Origin of the sequence: Riemerella anatipestifer (genome assembly GCF_035666175.1) — a bacterium.
Lineage (GTDB): Bacteria > Bacteroidota > Bacteroidia > Flavobacteriales > Weeksellaceae > Riemerella > Riemerella anatipestifer_D.
In genome coordinates, this window is sequence record NZ_CP142016.1 from 137,268 (window position 1) to 156,489 (window position 19,222).

At 32.4% G+C, this 19,222-nt stretch carries 21 protein-coding genes; 14 read left to right on the forward strand and 7 right to left on the reverse strand.

The features are described from left to right. Window positions 1-5 precede the first annotated feature (5 nt). Complete coding sequence (gene aspS / locus VIX88_RS00595; protein ID WP_064970032.1) at window positions 6-1,754, reverse strand: aspartate--tRNA ligase; 1,749 nt, start codon at window positions 1,752-1,754, stop codon at window positions 6-8. Between the two features lie 168 nt (window positions 1,755-1,922). On the opposite strand from aspS, the gene asnB reads away from it, so the two are divergent. Both asnB and VIX88_RS00605 read left to right on the forward strand, forming a co-directional pair. After that, on the forward strand, window positions 1,923-3,593 hold the full coding sequence (gene asnB / locus VIX88_RS00600; protein ID WP_064970030.1) for an asparagine synthase B: 1,671 nt from the start codon (window positions 1,923-1,925) through the stop codon (window positions 3,591-3,593). A 197-nt stretch (window positions 3,594-3,790) separates the two neighbouring features. Then, on the forward strand, window positions 3,791-4,408 hold the full coding sequence (locus tag VIX88_RS00605) for a porin family protein (RefSeq protein WP_064970028.1): 618 nt from the start codon (window positions 3,791-3,793) through the stop codon (window positions 4,406-4,408). A 107-nt stretch (window positions 4,409-4,515) separates the two neighbouring features. Here the strand turns inward: VIX88_RS00605 and pncA are convergent, their stop codons facing one another. Further along, the gene (pncA, locus tag VIX88_RS00610) at window positions 4,516-5,121 is read right to left on the reverse strand and encodes a bifunctional nicotinamidase/pyrazinamidase (protein WP_214193945.1); all 606 of its coding nucleotides are present in this window, start codon (window positions 5,119-5,121) and stop codon (window positions 4,516-4,518) included. A gap of 147 nt (window positions 5,122-5,268) precedes the next feature. Between pncA and hisS the strand changes: the two genes are divergently transcribed. Further along, the gene (hisS, locus tag VIX88_RS00615; protein ID WP_064964678.1) at window positions 5,269-6,627 is read left to right on the forward strand and encodes a histidine--tRNA ligase; all 1,359 of its coding nucleotides are present in this window, start codon (window positions 5,269-5,271) and stop codon (window positions 6,625-6,627) included. Then, window positions 6,624-6,971 carry an ArsC/Spx/MgsR family protein gene (locus VIX88_RS00620; RefSeq protein ID WP_064970024.1) on the forward strand — a complete coding sequence of 116 codons (348 nt, stop codon included), beginning with the start codon at window positions 6,624-6,626 and terminating at the stop codon, window positions 6,969-6,971. The genes hisS and VIX88_RS00620 overlap by 4 nt, the downstream gene beginning before the upstream one ends. Window positions 6,972-7,013: 42 nt before the next feature. On the opposite strand, the gene VIX88_RS00625 is transcribed toward VIX88_RS00620, so the two are convergent. Next, window positions 7,014-7,565, reverse strand: a complete 552-nt coding sequence (locus tag VIX88_RS00625) for a thioredoxin family protein (RefSeq protein WP_064970022.1) — start codon at window positions 7,563-7,565, stop codon at window positions 7,014-7,016. Window positions 7,566-7,662: 97 nt separating this feature from the next. Between VIX88_RS00625 and VIX88_RS00630 the strand changes: the two genes are divergently transcribed. From VIX88_RS00630 to VIX88_RS00670, 9 genes are all read left to right on the forward strand, one after another. Next, window positions 7,663-8,547 carry a lysophospholipid acyltransferase family protein gene (locus VIX88_RS00630; RefSeq protein WP_004918796.1) on the forward strand — a complete coding sequence of 295 codons (885 nt, stop codon included), beginning with the start codon at window positions 7,663-7,665 and terminating at the stop codon, window positions 8,545-8,547. A gap of 4 nt (window positions 8,548-8,551) precedes the next feature. After that, window positions 8,552-9,529, forward strand: a complete 978-nt coding sequence (locus VIX88_RS00635; RefSeq protein WP_064970020.1) for a glycosyltransferase family 2 protein — start codon at window positions 8,552-8,554, stop codon at window positions 9,527-9,529. A gap of 58 nt (window positions 9,530-9,587) precedes the next feature. Next, entirely contained in the window at window positions 9,588-9,926 is a 339-nt protein-coding gene (locus VIX88_RS00640; RefSeq protein WP_064970017.1) for a MerR family transcriptional regulator, read from the forward strand. Window positions 9,927-9,948: 22 nt separating this feature from the next. Then, window positions 9,949-10,503: a hypothetical protein gene (locus VIX88_RS00645; RefSeq protein ID WP_127919820.1), complete on the forward strand. Its 555-nt coding sequence runs from the start codon at window positions 9,949-9,951 to the stop codon at window positions 10,501-10,503. 89 nt (window positions 10,504-10,592) lie between these two features. Then, complete coding sequence (locus VIX88_RS00650; protein ID WP_064970013.1) at window positions 10,593-11,930, forward strand: helix-hairpin-helix domain-containing protein; 1,338 nt, start codon at window positions 10,593-10,595, stop codon at window positions 11,928-11,930. Between the two features lie 57 nt (window positions 11,931-11,987). Continuing rightward, window positions 11,988-12,473, forward strand: coding sequence for a cytidine deaminase (cdd, locus tag VIX88_RS00655; protein ID WP_081276906.1), 486 nt, complete (start codon window positions 11,988-11,990; stop codon window positions 12,471-12,473). Window positions 12,474-12,497: 24 nt separating this feature from the next. Next, window positions 12,498-12,968 (forward strand): nucleoside triphosphate pyrophosphohydrolase family protein, encoded by a 471-nt coding sequence (locus VIX88_RS00660; protein ID WP_064970012.1) that lies wholly within the window; start codon window positions 12,498-12,500, stop codon window positions 12,966-12,968. 11 nt (window positions 12,969-12,979) lie between these two features. After that, window positions 12,980-13,510 (forward strand): TlpA family protein disulfide reductase, encoded by a 531-nt coding sequence (locus VIX88_RS00665; RefSeq protein ID WP_064970011.1) that lies wholly within the window; start codon window positions 12,980-12,982, stop codon window positions 13,508-13,510. Between the two features lie 6 nt (window positions 13,511-13,516). Then, on the forward strand, window positions 13,517-14,131 hold the full coding sequence (locus VIX88_RS00670) for a DUF4230 domain-containing protein (RefSeq protein ID WP_064970009.1): 615 nt from the start codon (window positions 13,517-13,519) through the stop codon (window positions 14,129-14,131). 248 nt (window positions 14,132-14,379) lie between these two features. On the opposite strand, the gene VIX88_RS00675 is transcribed toward VIX88_RS00670, so the two are convergent. The 3 genes from VIX88_RS00675 to VIX88_RS00685 all read right to left on the reverse strand — a co-directional run bounded on the left by VIX88_RS00675 (window position 14,380) and on the right by VIX88_RS00685 (window position 16,824). Continuing rightward, window positions 14,380-14,856, reverse strand: a complete 477-nt coding sequence (locus tag VIX88_RS00675) for a hypothetical protein (protein ID WP_127919819.1) — start codon at window positions 14,854-14,856, stop codon at window positions 14,380-14,382. Window positions 14,857-15,070: 214 nt separating this feature from the next. Next, on the reverse strand, window positions 15,071-15,616 hold the full coding sequence (locus tag VIX88_RS00680; RefSeq protein ID WP_064970004.1) for a helix-turn-helix domain-containing protein: 546 nt from the start codon (window positions 15,614-15,616) through the stop codon (window positions 15,071-15,073). Between the two features lie 152 nt (window positions 15,617-15,768). Continuing rightward, a complete protein-coding gene (locus tag VIX88_RS00685) occupies window positions 15,769-16,824 on the reverse strand; it encodes a TerC/Alx family metal homeostasis membrane protein (protein WP_214193946.1) in 1,056 nt (351 codons plus the stop codon). Window positions 16,825-17,159: 335 nt separating this feature from the next. On the opposite strand from VIX88_RS00685, the gene VIX88_RS00690 reads away from it, so the two are divergent. Continuing rightward, window positions 17,160-18,266, forward strand: a complete 1,107-nt coding sequence (locus VIX88_RS00690; protein ID WP_064970000.1) for a M14 family zinc carboxypeptidase — start codon at window positions 17,160-17,162, stop codon at window positions 18,264-18,266. Between the two features lie 14 nt (window positions 18,267-18,280). Here VIX88_RS00690 and VIX88_RS00695 read toward each other — a convergent pair whose 3' ends face one another. Continuing rightward, window positions 18,281-19,159, reverse strand: coding sequence for an IS982-like element ISRa1 family transposase (locus VIX88_RS00695; protein ID WP_127919832.1), 879 nt, complete (start codon window positions 19,157-19,159; stop codon window positions 18,281-18,283). Window positions 19,160-19,222 lie beyond the last annotated feature (63 nt).

The window sequence follows — 19,222 nt, forward strand, 5'->3', positions numbered from 1 at the left end:
ATTATTTAGTTTCTTAGTTTTAAGTGCAGCTCTTCTAGTTGTTCTTCAGCGATGTTGCTTGGAGCATCTATCATGACATCTCTACCACTATTATTTTTAGGGAAAGCAATATAATCTCTAATAACTTCGTTGCCGTCTAAAATAGCCACTAATCGGTCAAAACCAAAAGCAAGTCCGCCATGAGGTGGAGCGCCATATTTAAAGGCATTCATTAAAAATCCGAATTGTGCTTCTGCTTCTTCTTCCGTAAAACCTAACAGATTAAACATTTTAGATTGTAGATTTCGGTCGTAAATACGAATAGAACCACCTCCAATTTCGTTACCATTAAGTACCAAGTCATAGGCATTAGCTCTAGCTTTACTAGCCTCATTTTCTAGTAATTGTAAATCTTCTTTCTTTGGTGAGGTAAATGGGTGATGCATCGCATGGTAACGCTGAGTTTCTTCGTCCCACTCTAAAAGAGGGAAATCTACCACCCAAAGAGGAGCAAACTCATCAGGTTTTCTTAAGCCTAATCTGTTACCTAATTCCATTCTTAGAGCAGAAAGTTGAGTTCTTACGGAGGAAGCCGTTCCACTCATGATAAGCATTAAATCACCTGCTTTTGCTCCGAATTTTCCAGCAATTAGTTTTAAATCTTCTTCAGTATAGAATTTATTAACCGAAGAGGTTAGTGTTCCGTCCTCTTGATATTTTACCCAAACCATTCCATTAGCACCTATCTGTGGACGTTTTACCCAATCTATAAGTTCATCTATCTGCTTTCTAGTATAGTTTGCACAGCCCTCTACATTGATACCGACTACCAATTCTGCTTCATCAAATATTTTAAAATCTTTTCCTTTAACAATTTCATTCAACTCAGTAAATACCATTCCGAATCTGATGTCTGGCTTGTCGTTACCATACTTTTGCATAGCCTCTGCAAAGGATATTCTAGGGAAGGCTCCAAAATCTTTCCCTGTAACTTTCTTTAGGAGATGAGTCGTCATACCTTCAAACACATTCATAATATCTTCCTGCTCTACAAATGCCATTTCACAATCTATTTGAGTGAATTCAGGCTGTCTATCCGCTCTTAAATCCTCATCTCTAAAACATTTTACAATTTGGAAATATTTATCCATTCCACCTACCATTAAGAGTTGTTTAAAGGTTTGTGGAGATTGTGGTAGAGCGTAAAACTGCCCCTCATTCATACGGCTAGGCACTACAAAATCTCTAGCTCCTTCTGGGGTAGATTTAATGAGTACAGGTGTTTCTACCTCTATGAAACCTTGGTTAGAAAGGTAATTTCTCACTTCTTGTGCCATCTGACTACGGAAGATGAGCTTGTTTTTCACAGATGTTCTTCTAATATCCAAATAGCGATATTTCATTCTAAGTTCTTCACCGCCATCTGTTTCATCCTCTATGGTAAAAGGCGGAAGTTGAGATTCATTTAAAATATTTAGTTCTTCTACCAATATTTCTATTTCTCCTGTAGAGATTTTAGGATTTTTGTTACTTCTTTCAATAACCTTTCCTTTGGCTTGTATTACAAATTCTCTTCCCAATTTTTTAGCTTTCTCTAGTAGCTCTTTAGTAGTTCTTTCCTCATCTAAAACAAGTTGAGTGATACCATAGCGGTCTCTAAGGTCTATCCAGACTACGAAACCTTTATCTCTTATCGTCTGTACCCAGCCAGAAAGTGTTACGTTTTCATTAAGATTTTTTAGCGAAAGTTCGCCATTGGTATGTGTTCGGAACATAATATTCTTTAAGTATTATAGTTTATTTTACAATCTGTGCAAAGATACGGAATTGCCCTCAAAAAATATTTTTCTTTCACTTTTTTTATTTTTTTTGATTTAAAGAAGGCTTGGTATCATGTAAATATAATAAATTTGTCGTAGATTTATAATTTTAGGAGAATATATATGTGTGGAATTGTTTGTGCTTTTGATATAAAGCAATCGGCGGAGAGTCTTAGACCTCAGGTATTAGAAATGTCAAAAAAGATACGTCATCGTGGTCCAGATTGGAGTGGTGTGTATAGTGACGATAAAGCGGTTATCGCTCACGAGCGTCTAGCTATTGTGGATCCTACTTCTGGGAAACAGCCACTGTTCAGTCCTGACGGAAAGTTGGTTTTAGCTGTAAATGGTGAAATTTATAATCATAGAGAAATTCGTAAAAGATTTGAGGGGAAATATCAGTTTCAAACAGAATCTGACTGCGAGGTTATTTTGGCTCTTTACCAAGAGAAGGGGAAAGATTTCGTAGATGAACTTAATGGTATTTTTGGATTTGCTCTTTATGATACTGAAAAAGATGAATATTTTATCGCTCGTGATCATATGGGGATTATTCCTTTGTATATAGGCTGGGATAAAAATGGAACATTTTATGTAGCTTCGGAGCTTAAAGCTTTAGAAGGTTATTGTTCTAAAATAGAAATATTTCCTCCTGGACACTACTGGCACAGTAAAGATGCCAAATTTGAGCAGTGGTACAAAAGAGAATGGAGAGCGTTTGATAATGTAAAAGACAATACCACTAATCTATCTGAACTTAGAGAGGCTTTAGAAGCTGCCGTTCACCGTCAGCTAATGTCTGATGTACCTTATGGCGTGCTGCTTTCAGGCGGTTTAGATTCTTCTATTACTTCAGCCATAGCTAAAAAATATGCTGCTAAAAGAATAGAAACTGATGACCAATCTGAAGCATGGTATCCTCAACTACATTCGTTTGCGGTAGGATTAGAAGGTTCTCCAGACCTTAAAGCAGCGAAAGAAGTAGCAAAGCATATAGGGACCATTCATCATGAAATAAAATTTACAATACAAGAAGGTTTAGATGCTATAAGAGATGTAATTTATTATCTAGAAACTTACGATATTACTACAGTAAGGGCTTCTACTCCAATGTATTTAATGGCGAGAGTAATTAAATCTATGGGTATAAAAATGGTGCTTTCTGGAGAAGGTTCAGATGAGCTTTTTGGAGGTTATCTTTATTTTCATAAAGCTCCGAATGCAGAAGAGTTTCATAACGAAACGGTAAGAAAATTAGATAAACTTTACCAATATGATTGCCTAAGAGCTAATAAATCTCTTATGGCTTGGGGGATAGAAGGACGAGTACCGTTTTTAGATAAAGAGTTTATGGATGTAGCTATGCGTATCAATCCGAAAGATAAAATGGTTACTCCAGAACGAATGGAAAAATGGGTGCTCAGAAAGGCTTTTGAAGATGTCTTACCAGAATCTGTAGCGTGGAGACAAAAAGAGCAATTTTCTGATGGAGTAGGCTATAGCTGGATAGATAAGCTTAAAGAACTAGTGAATGAAAAGGTAACAGATGAGCAACTAGCTAATGCTAAGTTTCGTTTTCCTGTGCAGACGCCTACATCTAAAGAAGAATATTATTACAGAAGTGTTTTTGAAGAACATTTCCCTTCGGAAGCGGCAGCACTTACCGTTCCGTCTGTGCCATCTGTGGCATGTAGTACACCTACCGCATTGGCTTGGGACGAATCTTTCAAGAATATGAACGATCCTTCTGGAAGAGTGGTAGCAAAGGTACACACTGAGGCTTACCAAAAGTAGAAACATATTTAATAATATTAAAATAACTAAAGTTGAGGTTTGGATTGAAAAATATCTAAACCTTTTTTATTTGACTGAAATACAGTAAGTAAAGATTATTTTTATGTTTGATTTTAATCAATTGTTTAATTTTTGGCAAGCCTTTTGATTAGAAGGTTGTTGTAAAAACAAATTTTATAAAATTAAAAATTGGAATTATGAAAAAATTATTTTTAGGATTAGCGGTAGTAGCTGGTTCATTTGTATTCGGACAACAATTTGGAGCAAAAGCAGGTTTAAATGTATCTTCTATCTCTAAAGGAGGCTATGATGATACCAAAGCTAAAGTAGGTTACTATGCAGGGGTATTTTTAAATGCACCTATATCAGGAGATTTTAGTATTCAGCCTGAGGTACTTTATAACAATTTAGGTTCTAAAACGATAAAGGATGCTGGAATACTGGGAAAGGCAGAAACTAAATTAAACTTGGATTATATCTCAGTTCCTGTAATGTTTCAGTATAAAGCGACTCCACAGTTTTATTTGGAAGCTGGTCCAGAGTTTAGCTTTTTAGTAGGAGCAAATGCTAAGACTTCTTATGAAACTCCTTTAAAATCAGGGCAAACAGTTACGGAACTTAATAAGGACAACTTTAATAGCTTCAACTTTGGAATGGGGTTAGGTTTAGGGTTTGATATTACACCAAACATAGGTGTTAATGCTAGATATGTAGCTGGTTTTACAGATATTTCTAAAAATGGAACAACTTCTGCATCAGATAATACAACTAACAAAAACAATACTTTCCAAGTAGGTTTAGGAGTTAAATTCTAGAGTATATTTTAGCAAAAGGAAAGCTGAGAGGGAAACTTCTCAGCTTTTTTATTTATATTGATATGAAAGAAAAAACACTTATAAATAGTTATAAGTGTTTTATTTTTTTAACCTAAAATGGTAACACCATTTTCTAGCATTTCGTAGATGGCATCTCTCTCGTTTTCAGGTTTTACATTTACAGCACGAGTACCATTAAAGTGTAAACAGGTTAAGAATCCTTCTTTAACAGCATCTAAACAAGTATATTTAACGCAATAATCTAGTGCTAAGCCAACAATTTCTACTAATTGTATATCGTTTTCTTTAAGATAGTCAGCTAACCCCGTTTTCATGAAATGATTATTGTCTTGGAATGCACTATAGCTATCTATTTCTGGGTTTTTACCTTTTTTTACAATATAATCTACTTTGCTAGTATTTAGGTCTTTATGGAATTCTGCACCAAAAGAGTTTTCAACACAATGGTCTGGCCACATAAACTGTGGTACGCCGTTCAGTGATATGGTTTCGCCTACTTTTTTACCATTATTAGAAGCAAATGATTTGTGATTTGCAGGGTGCCAATCTTGTGTGAAAATTATTTTATCATATTGGTTTTCCTCAATTAAAAGGTTGATGTAAGGGATAATTTCATTAGCATTTGGTACAGCTAAAGCTCCTCCTTCGCAGAAATCATTCTGAACATCTACCACAATAAGTGCTTTTTTCATATTTTAAGTCTTTTATAATTTTATCTCAAAACAAATTTTTCGCCAAATTAAAATTACTGACAAATAGACACATTTTATAAGATTTTACAGTAATATTGTGGACAACTTATTTTTCTGTACTTTTGTAGCTTTAAAAGTGATGAGTTTATGAAGCCTAGTTTAGCAAAGGGAACAAGAGATTTTTCGGCATTAGAAGTTTATCGTAGAAGATATATCATTAGTGTTTTACAAAAGAATTTTGAGCTGTTTGGGTTTTCTCCATTAGAGACACCTAGTTTTGAAAATTTATCAACTCTTACAGGGAAATATGGGGAGGAAGGAGATAGGCTTATTTTTAAAATTTTGAATTCTGGAGATTATTTAAGTAAAATATCAGAACAAAATTTAATAGAAAAAGACCATAAAAAACTCACGCCCAAAGTATCCGATAAGGGACTGAGATACGACCTTACCGTTCCATTTGCGAGGTTTGTAGCTATGAATCATGGTCAGCTTGTATTTCCGTACAAACGATACCAAATTCAACCTGTATGGCGTGCTGATAGACCACAGAAAGGTCGTTTTAGAGAATTTTATCAGTGCGATGCTGATGTTGTGGGTAGTGAAAGCCTTTGGCAAGAAGTAGAGTTGGTTCAGCTTTATTTAAAGTCTTTTACAGAGCTTAATTTAGATGTTAAAATCCATATCAATAACAGAAAAATACTTTCAGGATTAGCTATTTATGCGGGTATAGCAGAACAATTGATAGATTTTACTGTAGCTTTAGATAAGTTAGATAAAATCGGTAAAGATGGGGTTATAGAAGAGCTTAAAAGTAAAAATATACCTATTGAAGCGATAGAGAAATTGGAGTTTCTATTCAGCCCATTGGAGGATAATTTAGAATATCTATCGGCACTTAAAGAGCGTTTTTCTGATATAGAAGTAGGGCTGAAAGGTATTGAAGAATTAGAATTTGTGATTAAACAATGCCTTGCTTTAGGTGTTTCTTCAAAGGTGCTTCAATTTGATATTACTCTAGCAAGAGGACTAGACTACTATACAGGTGCTATCTTTGAAGTTAAGTCTAACGAGGTACAGTTAGGCTCCATCGGTGGTGGTGGTAGATATGATAATCTAACAGAAGTTTTCGGTGTTAAAAATATTCCTGGAATAGGGATTTCTTTTGGCTTAGATAGAATTTATCTAGTTATGGAAGAGCTCAATCGTTTTCCACAAGAAGTATCTCAAAATGTACAGTATCTTTTTGCTAATTATGGTGAGCAGGAGGCTTTTCACGCTATGGATATTATACAGCAATTAAGAGCTAAAGGTATTTCTTCCGAGCTTTATCCAGAGGCTGCTAAGTTGAAAAAACAATTCACTTATGCGGAGAAAAAAGGGATTCCATATATTGTATTTGTGGGGGAAGAAGAAATTAAAAATAAACAAGTTTCTATTAAAAATTTAGAGACAGGAGAGCAAAGCTCGCTAACTTTAGCGGATTTTTTAAATCAAAAATTATGATAAAATTATACCATAATAACAGATGTTCTAAGTCAAGAGGAGCTTTAGAACTGCTAAACTCTACTAATGAGAATGTGGAAATGTTTGACCTTCTCAAAGATTCTTTAACTAAGGAACATTTAGAGGAAATACTTTCATTTTTAGAAATGAAGCCGTCTGAACTTATCCGAAAGAAAGACACATTCTTTAAAGAAAACTATGGAGATAAAAGCTATACAGAGGTAGAATACTTAGAAATAATGCTGAATAATCCTCGTCTGATAGAACGCCCAATAGTGGTTAAAGGAGAAAAAGCCGTTATAGGCAGGCCAATAGAACTTATAGCTGATTTTTTGAAAAAATAAATAATTGAGGTTATCTCTAAAAAAGATAACCTCAGTTTGTTTTTAGAGGTTTTTAGGCTTCCATTCGTTGAAGAATGCCTTCACTTTATCTAGGCTGTAGCCTTTGTTCTCTTCTAATACGGCACTATTTTGTATATGGATTACCTTGCCTGTTTGGTCTAAAACAATAAATACAGGATAACCGTATTTCTCTCCAGGATTGCCATATTTTTCAAATAGAGCTTTGTTCTCGTTTTCTTTTGAATAATTCAAATGATAGTAGAGATAATTTTGGTTTATAATTTCTTTTATTTCAGGTATTTTGTTGATGTAATCATTAAATCTAAGACACCAAATACACCAGTTGCCACCTGCCTGTAGAATGATGTTTTTATTCTCTTTTTGAGCTTGAGAAATTAAGGTTGCAATTTTCTCCTCAGCGTTATCTTCTGGGTGGTAGGGTTTTTCTAGCTTGTCCTTTTCTTGTTCGGCTAGTTTTTGTTTAATTTCTGTACTATCATTGGTATTGCTAGCTGGGTTCTCTGCATTTTTATTGCAAGATAAAATAGTGAGTGTGGCACTCATCAATCCTAGGGTTAAATAACGGTATTTCATAATTTTTGATTTTAAGTTTAAATCCCAAAAATAAAGAATAATTCTGACATCTCATCTGTTTTGTAATTTGTAAATTTGCAGTCGTTAAGAAAAATCAATGCTAAATAATATCCTTTTTAGAACCGTTTATATCATCTCTAAACTTCCTTTAAGGGTGCTTTATATTTTCTCTGACCTTATTTTTGTACTAAGCTACTATATAGTAGGTTACCGAAAAAAAGTAGTCTTGGAGAATTTAAGAAAATCTTTCCCTGAGAAGTCCGAAACGGAAATCAATGCAATTTGTAAAAATTTTTATCAAAACTTTGCAGACTATATTGTAGAAACACTAAAAACCTTTACTGTGTCTAATAACGAATTAAGGGTAAGGGTTCAGCATATTAATCAACATTTGTTTTCGGAGGCGTTAGAAGAGCGGAAAAATATTATAATGCTTTCCGGACACATCTTTAATTGGGAATGGTTTAATGCCCTTGCAGAAGTGGTTCCACAAAAATATTGTTTTCCCGTGTACAGAAAAATGCAAAGTGCTTTTTGGGAAGAAAAAGTTAAACTCATTAGAGGTCGTTTTGGTAATACAGCATTAGAGGCTAAGCAAGTGGTAAGGCATATATTGAAGCAGCCTAACGATGGTAATTCGGTGTATATGTTTGTAGCAGACCAGTCACCTTATGTGTTAGATGTAGATTATGGTTTAGAATTTTTAAATCAAAAAACACCTGCCTTTATTGGGTATGATAAACTTTCTACCAAAATGGATTTAATCTTTATTTATTGTGAAATGAAAAAGGTTAAACGAGGATTTTATCAAGTTAATTATTACAGAATTTACCCTGATGGAGAGCGATTTCAGCCGTACGAAGTGGTTAATAAATTTTATAAAATGCTAGAAACCACTATTAAAAAACGACCAGATAATTGGCTTTGGAGTCATAGACGATGGAAGTATCAAGACGCCATTAAAACTTTTGCTAAACAATAAAATTATGAAATTAGCAATAGCAATACTTAATTGGAACGGAAAGCATTGGCTTAAAAGATTTTTGCCTAATGTAATTAAGCATTCTCAAGGAGCAGATATTTGGGTGATAGATAATGCTTCCACAGATGATTCTGTTGTTTTTTTAGAGCGAAACTTTCCAGAGGTTAAAGTGGTTAAAAACTTAAAAAATAACGGCTTTGCAGGTGGATATAATGAAGGTTTAAAGGCTATAAAGGCAGATATTTTTTGTCTTTTAAACTCTGATGTAGAGGTGAGTTCTGGTTGGTTAGAGCCTGTTTTAGATTTGTTCAAATCAGATGAGAATATCGTTGCGGTACAGCCTAAAATATTAGACTTTAATAACGAAAAGTATTTTGAATTTACAGGAGCGGGTGGCGGAATGATAGACAACCTAGGTTATCCTTACTGTAGAGGTCGGGTTTTTGATACGCTGGAGAAAGATGAGGGGCAATATGATGATGTATGTGAGATACATTGGGCTTCGGGGTGTTGTTTATTTATTAGAAGTGAAGATTTTTTTGGTATAGGTGGTTTTGACGAGCGTTTTTTTGCCCATCAGGAAGAGATAGACCTTTGCTGGCGATTGAGGAATTTAGGAAAGAAAATCTATTATACCGGGCTCTCTAGAGTGTATCATGTGGGAGGTGGTACTCTTAATAAACAAAGTCCTTATAAAACCTATCTTAATATAAGGAATAATCTTTCTATGTTGCTTAAAAATCTACCTGTCTATCTGTTGTGGATTATTTTCGTTCGGTTGTGTTTAGATGGTGTGGCAGGGCTTTATTTTGGGGTTAAAAACGGTTTTCCTCATCTTTGGGCAGTGGTAAGGGCTCATTTTGGTTTCTATGCTCAAGCGTACGGAACTTGGCGTAGGAGAGATAAAAATCAACTTAGTAAATATTATCAGTCCAAGTGGCTAATATTCAAATATTTTTTGTTCAACCAGACTAAGGTTTAGAGATTATTTGTATTTTTGCTTTAACCCACTGTAATTGTGGTTCTAATTTGGTATAAATATGAAACTTAATCTTCCAGAAAAACTATATTATTCTATAGGCGAAGTTGCCAAAGCGTTTGATGTAAATACATCACTCATAAGATATTGGGAAAAAGAATTTCCTGTAATAAAGCCTAAAAAAAACAAGAAAGGCAACCGATATTTCACACCTAAGGATATTGATAACCTAAAGATAATTTATCATTTAGTAAAGGAAAAAGGCTATACTTTAGACGGTGCTAGAGTGGCATTGGCTACCAATGAAAAAGTAAGCGAAACGGTAGAAATAATAGACCGCCTAGAGTTTATAAAATCAGAACTTACCAAACTTAAAGATGCTTTAGTGGATAAGGAGTAAATGCGGCTAACATTTGATAAAAATGAATAATCGTAAATTTTTAGATATATTCTATTTGATTATTTCAAATCTGATGTTGTTTTGTTGTGTTTATGAATTATGTTTTTCAATAAAAATTTCGGTAATCTTTTTCAATGCTCTCTTATCGTTGTCGTGTTTAAATTTTGGCATTATAACTTCTCCCAAAACCAAATTATTGAATAAAAAAAGTATTTGGTATATAATCTCTGAATGGATTTTAGGATTTGTCATAGTATCGTTTTTTACTAAATTCTTTTCTATTAGAAGCTCAGAGCTTCAGCTTTATTTTTGGTTTTCTGTTTGTGGTGTTTCATTATTGGGTGGTATTTTGACTATTGTAAATCACAATAAAATTTTTGGTAGTAAGATTGATATTAAAAAATACTTTATCTGGTTGATTCTTTTAACTTTTCTTTTTCCTTTAGTAAGTTATTTCTTTTTTAAGTTTATGTATCATAAAGAATTTTATGACTTAAGTTTTTACATCATTATTCCTGAAATAATTATTGTACTGATTTGGCAAATTTTTATGCTGTTAAGTCTAAAAAAGTACTAATCTAAAAGAGTTTAGAGATTTATTCATAAACTATTTTTCAATTCCATAATTTTATTTAATTTGGTGGCATCTAACTAAAAGTAAATGCTATGAAAAAGCCATTCTCTAAACTGGAGTTCAGTATGATAAAAAAGCAAGTGTTGGGGTGGTCTGTTATAGCAGTGTTGCTTTTAGGAATTCAGATATTTTTTTACTTTTATAAAAAACAAAAAGAAGACCAACCATTACCTGAGCTAACTTTTACCACCTCGGTAGAACACCAAAATAGAGAAAAATTAAATCTTACCCCATTTAATCCTAATCAGCTAAGTTTACAAGATTGGCAAAATTTAGGGTTTTCTGAACGGCAGTCTGAAACTATCCTAAAGTATAAAGATTTGTTGGGAGGTTCTTTTTCGTCTAAAGAAGAATTATCTAAATGTTATGTAATCTCGGCAGAGAAATTTAGCGAATTGTCAGAATTTATAATGCTTCCTGATAAAATAGCTAAATCTCATGAAAATTCATCTCATCAGTCGTTTTATAAGTCTAAAATTACAGTAAATAAGTCTTTTAATCCAGATTTATACTCCGTTTCGGATTGGGTGAAGCTTGGTTTTTCAGAAAAGCAAGCTCTATCTTTTATCAAATATAAAAATTATTTGGGTGGAAGTTTCATTAGCAAAGAAAAATTAAGAGACTGCTATACCTTAAGTCCTGAAAATTATGCTATTATAGCACCGTATGTTCTTTTGCCAAATAAAGTAAATCCTAGCACATCCAACGAAATTAGAGAAAAAAAAGAAAGTATTGTATATCAACCTTTTGATCCTAATGATTTAGATTTAGGAGGCTGGCAAAAGCTAGGTTTCTCGGAAAAACAATCTGCCGTTATTGTAAACTATAAGCAGAAAATACTCAAAGGAAGATTTAAAACAGCAGACGATGTTAAGAAATGTTTTGTGATTTCTGATGAAAAATTCCAAGCATTAAGTCCTTATATTAGAATTAAAAATGAGGAACCTTCGGTAATAGAAACTACAAAACCTCAGATAAAGACTAATTTTGCTTCGGTGGACCTTAATGAGATTTCTTATGAGCAATTAGTTGAATTTGGTTTTACACCCAAGGCAGCTAAAAGTTATATTTCGTTTAGAGGGCTACTCGGTGGGTTTGCTAACAAAAAACAAATTCTAGAAGCCTACTATATAGACCCTGATTTAACTCAAAAGTTGATAGAAACGGCATATTTAGATGCTTCTAAAGTAAAGAAATATAGTTTATCTAATGCTCCCGAAGAGTGGCTTAAGAAACATCCTTATTTTAAATATCACGCAGATAAAATTATTTTTTACAGACTTACCACACCCAATGATAAAAAAATCATAAAATTTATTAAACCTAAACCAGAGTATTTAGAAAAAATGACTTGGTATATGGCGGAGTAAGGGTTTTAATTGTTTTTTTTAATAAAAATCCGTACTTTTACCCTCTTATTTTACCTAATGAAAATGGAAAAATCACTTCATATTTCATTTGAAGTCTTTGAAAGTATTGAGGCTTTAAATGATACAGAAAAAAAACTATACGAAGCAGCTAAAACAGTTAGAGAGAAGGCTTATGCACCTTATTCTAACTTTTTGGTAGGCTGTGCTATTCTTTTAGAAAATGGGGAAATTGTAACGGGGAGCAACCAAGAAAATGCAGCTTACCCGTCAGGGTTGTGTGCGGAGAGAACTACCATTTATTGGGCATCTGCCAATTATCCAAGTGTTAAAATGAAGAAGTTATTTGTAATTGGTGCGCCAAAAGATAGTATTTCATCAATAGCAATTCCTCCGTGTGGAGCCTGTAGGCAGAGTATTTTGGAGTATGAAGCACTTCAAGAAGAGTCTATAGAAATTTATTTTGCTTCTGTTTCTGGCGAAATTTATAAAACAAAGTGTATAAGAGACTTATTGCCGTTTTCTTTTGATAAATCATTTTTATAATAATAGATTTATAAGACATTAAACATGGAAAAAATAGATAGCCTTAATCAAGTAGCAGAGTTTCACAGAACCTTTAATGCGCCTATATTAGACCAACCTCAAATTCCGTCTAAGGAGAGATGTGAGTTAAGAGTGAGCCTTTTACAGGAAGAATTAAATGAACTAAAACAAGCGATAGAAGACCAAAATATAGTAGAAATAGCAGATGCCTTATGCGACTTGCAGTATGTGTTGAGTGGAGCTGTATTAGAGTTTGGGTTAGGCGAAAAATTTGTGGAATTATTTAATGAAGTACAAAGGTCTAATATGTCTAAAGCTTGTGAAAACGAACAACAAGCAGAGGAGACAGTAGCTTTCTATAAGGAAACAAAAGGGGAGGAGGCTTATTATGAAAAATCAGGAGGGAAATACAATGTACACAGAGTTTCTGATGATAAAGTATTGAAAAATAAATATTATTCTCCAGCAGATTTAAAATCAATAATAGAAAAATAAAAAATAATATCATGATAAAAAAAATTGCTCTAAGTACCGTATTGTTATTGGGGATAGCTTCTTGTGGAGTGGTTGAGAAAACAGTTGTTAATCGTCAAGTAGACTCTGAACAGTATGGAAAAGTTTTATTAGGAAAGCAAACGCTTAGTCAGTTTCAACAGGAGCCGTTTAAAACCTGGTATGATGAGGAATATGCAAACTACGAAACAGATAAAAATACTATAGCACTACTTAAAAAAAGCAAAGAACTTAATAAATACAGTCTTACCGTTTTTGTGGGCACTTGGTGTGGGGATAGCCATAGAGAGTTCCCTAGGCTAGTTAAAATATTAAAAGAAGTTGATTATCCATTATCTAAAATGAAAATAATAGCTCTTTCTAAACGAATGGAATCACCAGAAAGTGAGGAGTTAGATTATCATGTGAAAAAAGTACCAACTATTGTTTTAGAACGCTACGGAAGAGAGATTGGGCGTATTGTAGAAGCACCATCTACAGGCTTTTTGGAACAAGATTTGTATAATTTAGTAAAGAAAAAGTAACCTAAATTGAAAAATATTAAAGTTATTATAGGATTTGTAGGGGGCGTTTTAGTAATGCTCCTTATTTTCTTTGTATGGAAGGGATTTACGACCAAAAAAGGAGATAAAATCATAAGTGATTATTACCTTATTAACAACCAAATTTCTAAAATGAATAAGATGGTGGTTATGGAGCAAAACTTTTCTAGTATGCAGAAAACCACTATTAAATCTGAGCTTTTAGGGAGCAGTCTCTTGCCATCTACTGAGAAGAAAATCATCACTTTTACTAAGACTATGGCACAGGTGTCCTATGATTTAACCAAAATGAAGATAGAAGTAGATAGCACTGATAAGAAGCTAATTATAAAAGAGTTACCACAGCCACAAGTTAAGATTATACCAAGTGTAGAAATACAATCTCTAGACGATTCTTTTTTTGACCGTTTTGATGAGAAGGACATTAAAAAAATAACTCAAAATGCTAAAGATGAGGCATACAAAAGGGTTAATCAGGAAGATTTAAAGAAACAAGGAGCAAAGCAACTTATGACCAACCTTAACGAAATATTTGTTCTTGCTAAAGCCTTAAAATATGAGATTGTAGATGAAACCAAAAAGATTCCTCTCGAGGGATATTAAATTAATTTATATTTAGAAGTTATTCAATATTTTATAAAATATTTTGTGATAAAAAAGTGAATATGATTAATAAATTTTTTATGGAAAGGAGTCTTGCAAGGTGTGGTCTACTGCAATCGAAAGTTGAGAGGATAACGAAACTCCAGCAAAAACGTTTTCTATTTCCTAAATTGCGAGAGAACTAAAAGCGGGTATTTTCTAGAAATTTTCTGAGATCACCTTCAATTCCGCATCTTGCAACCCCCATGTTATGTGATGTTTTTCTCATTTTTCAAGTAGTATATTATAAAAATTATTATTTGCAAAAAGAATGAAAATTTAATTAGAATATCTTTCAAGGGGTTTAAAATTTGCCAATTACTTACATCAAAAACTAAATTCCAATGCTTTTCGCCTTCAATATTTCTTTTTCCAACAACTTTCCCTTCTATAAAGTTTGGATCAAAGATATAAGAAGGATTAAAGTTCTTTGGGAATTTTTTAAAAGAATTTTCAGTTAAATATATTTCTGAATAATCAATATTAAATCTCTTTAGACTATCTGGTGTTATTGTTCTCAAATATATTTTTCCTGTTTTAACAGTTAAATCAGGACAAGTGCAAGCCAAGCCTTCAACTTTTAATTTACCCCAAGAAAATGGCATTAAATTATCCGAGAATATAAATAATTGAAAGAGAAATATCAGCGTAATTATTGAATAAAGATTTCTTTTATTTTTTAGCATCTTAATTTTTATTTTCCTTATATATTGTTGATTAAGGGTTTTAACAAAATGTCGCATAAATAGTATTATGTATAATAATCAATCGGATTATTTATCAGGTATTGGCTACTTGGCATACTATAACAGTGGGATATTTTAGTTGTAATTATATTTTTCTGCTAGAAGTAGTTTTTGTGGTTAGACTACTTTTTTGGTTGAAAAGAGTAAAACGTAATTACATTTCGTAACTCTCAAACTTTCCATTATCAAAAAATAAAACCACTCTTTTAACTTTTTGAGTGCTAGGTTCTTTTTCAATGTTAATAATCTTTTCGGAGCCTGAATTTTCTACTTTTTTCTCTAATGGCTGAGATTCTTTTATAGATTCAGTTTCTTTATCTACTTCCGTTTTATGAGATTCTCGTGGATTAGGGAAAACTTGTTTTTTTTTCTCACTAATAAAATTTTCCTCAAAACTAAATAAATCGGGGAGGGTAGAGGTGGGCTGTTCTTTACTATCACTTTCGGAGGGATTATCGGTTTTTAGCATTTCACCTTCTCCATTGATGAGCCAATCCCATTCAACTTCTGGAAATCGGTCTTTTATTTTTATAATAAAGTCAAGAGAGGGTTTGTTTCTCCCTGAAGTAATGTGAGAAATACTAGAACGCTGTACTTCTATTTCGTCAGCAAAATCAGAGGCGGTAAGTTCCGAATAAGCTATAACTTTGGATATTCTTTCATTTAAACTCATAAAATAGAGATTACAATTGTTAATCATTAACTTTTACAAAAGTAAAATAAATAAATGAGTTAGCAATAAACATTTGTAAAATAAAGATAAAATCTAAAATTTACAAAAATAAAAAGTGCTTATAAATAATTTATTATAAGCACTATATTTAATTTTAAATATGTAAATATTCGTAGAATTTAATCTGTTTTTCTCGCTGGAATTAAAGAGGCAAGAATACTTACAGCCAAAATACTTACAATTATGATAAGCGAATGTGTAGTGGTAAATCCAAGCTCATCTAGCTGATGGTGCAGAAGCATTTTCGCTCCTATAAAAGTAAGCAATACCGCTAAACCTATTTTTAAGAATCTAAATTTATCTATAATTCCTGCCAATAGGAAGAACGTAGACCTAAGACCTATGATTGCAAAAATATTAGAAAAGAACACTATGTAAGGGTCTTTAGTAACAGAGAAAATAGCAGGAATACTATCTACGGCAAAGATTAAGTCGGTAAATTCTATAATAATGAGTACTAGAAATAGAGGGGTCATTTTTTTTACCCCATCTATATTTACAAAGAATTTATTTCCCACAAATTGATTATGAACTTTAAAATACTTATTAGCAAACTTTACTATAGGGTGCTTCTCGGTATCTATACTTTCTTCTTCCTCTTTAGAGATGAACATTTTAATCCCTGTAAATACTAGGAATGCTCCAAAAACGTACATTATCCAAGCAAACCTTTCTATAAGAGCGGCTCCTATGAAAATAAACATAAACCTCATAGCAACAGCACCCAAAATTCCCCAAAATAGCACTCTATGATAGTTCCTTTTCTCAACACCAAAAGCTGTGAAAATTAGTACAATTACAAATATATTATCTACCGATAAAGCGTATTCTACTACGTAACCTGTAAGATATTCTAGTCCTAGATTTTGGTTATAAATCTGGATACTCGTTTCTAAATCATTTGGGATTATTTTTATAGGATGCCTATGCTTATGAACAATAGTTTCTAGCTTTTCAATACTATCAATACCATGTAATTGATGTCCAAAACCTAACAAGATAGAGTAGAAGACCATAGATAGGCAGACCACAAAAATACTCATCAGCAAGGCTTTCTTAAATGAAATGCCTTCAGTTTTTTTATTTTTTGATTTGCTAAGTACCCCTAGATCTAGAGCCATAACAATCCCAATGAATATTAAAAATCCTAGTAGAAATATAGTTTCATTTGTCATAAAGCAAAGATATGAAAATAAAAAATCTTAACTAATTACAAAAGTGAAAATATGGACGTTTTTCGTGAAATACACATTTGTAAGTGTTTAATGTTAGTTTCTACAAATGGGGATAAATAACCATATTTATAATTAAAGTTAATTTAACAAAATACTTTATATAAAATTTATAAAATACTGATTTTTAATATTTAATATTTTTTAATTAAATTGTATTTAATCCACAATTTTATCAACAGACATTTAGTCATATAGGGGTGTTTAAATAATTTACAAAAGTAAAATATTATTTTTGCTTTTTTAGTATTATCTTTGTGGAGGTAAAAATATTTGTTATGACAAATGTGTTTTCGTATGTTAAAGATGTAAACTTTAAAAATAGATATATTTCGCCCGAAAAATTATTTGTTTTTCTAAAAGAGAAGTATGGGAATGTTTTAGAGCAGATAGGAACCTCTCCTATGGGGAGACCTATTTATATGATGAGTATAGGGAAAGGGAAAACCAGTGTAGTCGCTTGGAGTCAGATGCACGGTAACGAATCTACTGCAACTTTAGCTATGCTAGATTTATTGGAATCTTTGGAGCATAATCCATCTTTATCAGAACAACTTTGGCAGGATATAAGATTGGATTTTATTTGGATGCTTAATCCTGATGGTTCAGCTGTTTGGACGAGAAGAAATGCTCTGGATATAGATATTAACAGAGATTTTGTTAAAGAATCTTCTTTAGAAATGAGACTTCTAAAAGAAATCGTTTTAAATGGTGATTATCACTATGCTCTTAACTTGCATGACCAGAGAACTATTTTTACAACAGATGCAGTTCACCCTGCGACTTTATCTTTTTTATCTCCATCTGAAAATATAGAGCGAGAAGTTACAGAAAATAGAAAGAAAAGTATGGCGGTGATTGCTGAGATTTTTAGCAAGTTATCAATAGAAATTCCAAATCAAATAGGGCGTTATTCAGATGAGTTTTACCCTACTTCTACGGGAGATAATTTTATGAAAGCAGGAATTCCTACCGTTTTGTTTGAAGGTGGGCATTTCTTTGATGATTATATTCGTGCAAATACGAGGGAATATTACACTAAGGCTCTTTACTACGCTCTAAGGGCGATGGCTGATTTAAAAGGAGAAACTGGCGAATATGAGAAGTATTTTGAGATTCCAGAAAATAGAGAAACTCATTATGATGTTATTTATAGAAATGTAAAACTAAATACTAATTTCCCTTGTGTGCTAGATGTAGCGGTACAATATAAGGAAGTCTATAATGAAGGAGATGAGGAAATTAGCTTTGTGCCTTATGTGGTAGAAGTAGGTGATTGTAGTAGAAAGAAAGGGTGGAAGGAAATAGATTGTACAGGTAAACGCTTTGTGAGTGATAAAAAATATCCTAAATTAGACGCTGTTGTTGATTTTAAAGTAGAATAAACTCGTTGTGCATTTTAAATAATACTGATTTTTAGATGATTTAATTTTCTTTGGAAGATAAATTTATTGATATATTGAATAACCGTTGCGGCGGTTATTTTACTGATTATCCTTGTTTTAAAGCCTTCAAAAGTTTTAGCATAGTTTCTTTTAATCATAAATTGGTCGCAAAGTTGAGAGAAAAATGTCTCAATTCGTTTTCGCTTTTTCTTGTACAATGAAAATTGAGGAATATAATCTTTCTGATTACTTCTCATTGGTGTATCTAATTTAATATTAGCATAGTTAAATAAATCTATTTGAACTTTTGCTGATAAATAGCCTCTATCTCCAATTAAAGTACAGTTTCGCATTTGCTCACCAATATCTTTTAAATAGTGGATGTCGTGAACGGATGCAGGGCTTATATCAAAATTCTTAATCACACCATTTAAAGAACATACTGCGTGTAGTTTATAGCCATAGAAATATAATTTCTGTGAAGCACAATAACCATATGTTGGTGAAGAATAGGATTGCTCTTTACAAATTTTTGAACGAGTAGAACGAGCATTTTCACAAACTTTCATTGGCATGCTATCAACGATAAAAATATCTTCAAACTCATTGAACTCCATCGAAATACGCTGTCTAATTTGCTCTGTTTGTAGGGATAGTCTTCGTTTTCGCTTATTGTAAACACTTCTTTCAATTTTGTTTATCAGAGAGTTTGGCAATTTTCTAAAGAACTGTAATTCGCTATCAATACTCAAGTATTCAGCAGTAATATTAAGACTTATGACTTCTAAATCGCTCATTTTAGGTGTTCTTCTCTGATAACTAATCAGTTGATTTTCTGAAAAAAGTCCTAAAACTTCCAAAATTCTTTCATATATTTGCTCTAAGTTGTTCATTTATATCGTTTTATAGCAAAAACAATATACTGATTTTCAGTCTAATAAACAACTCTTGTTTTT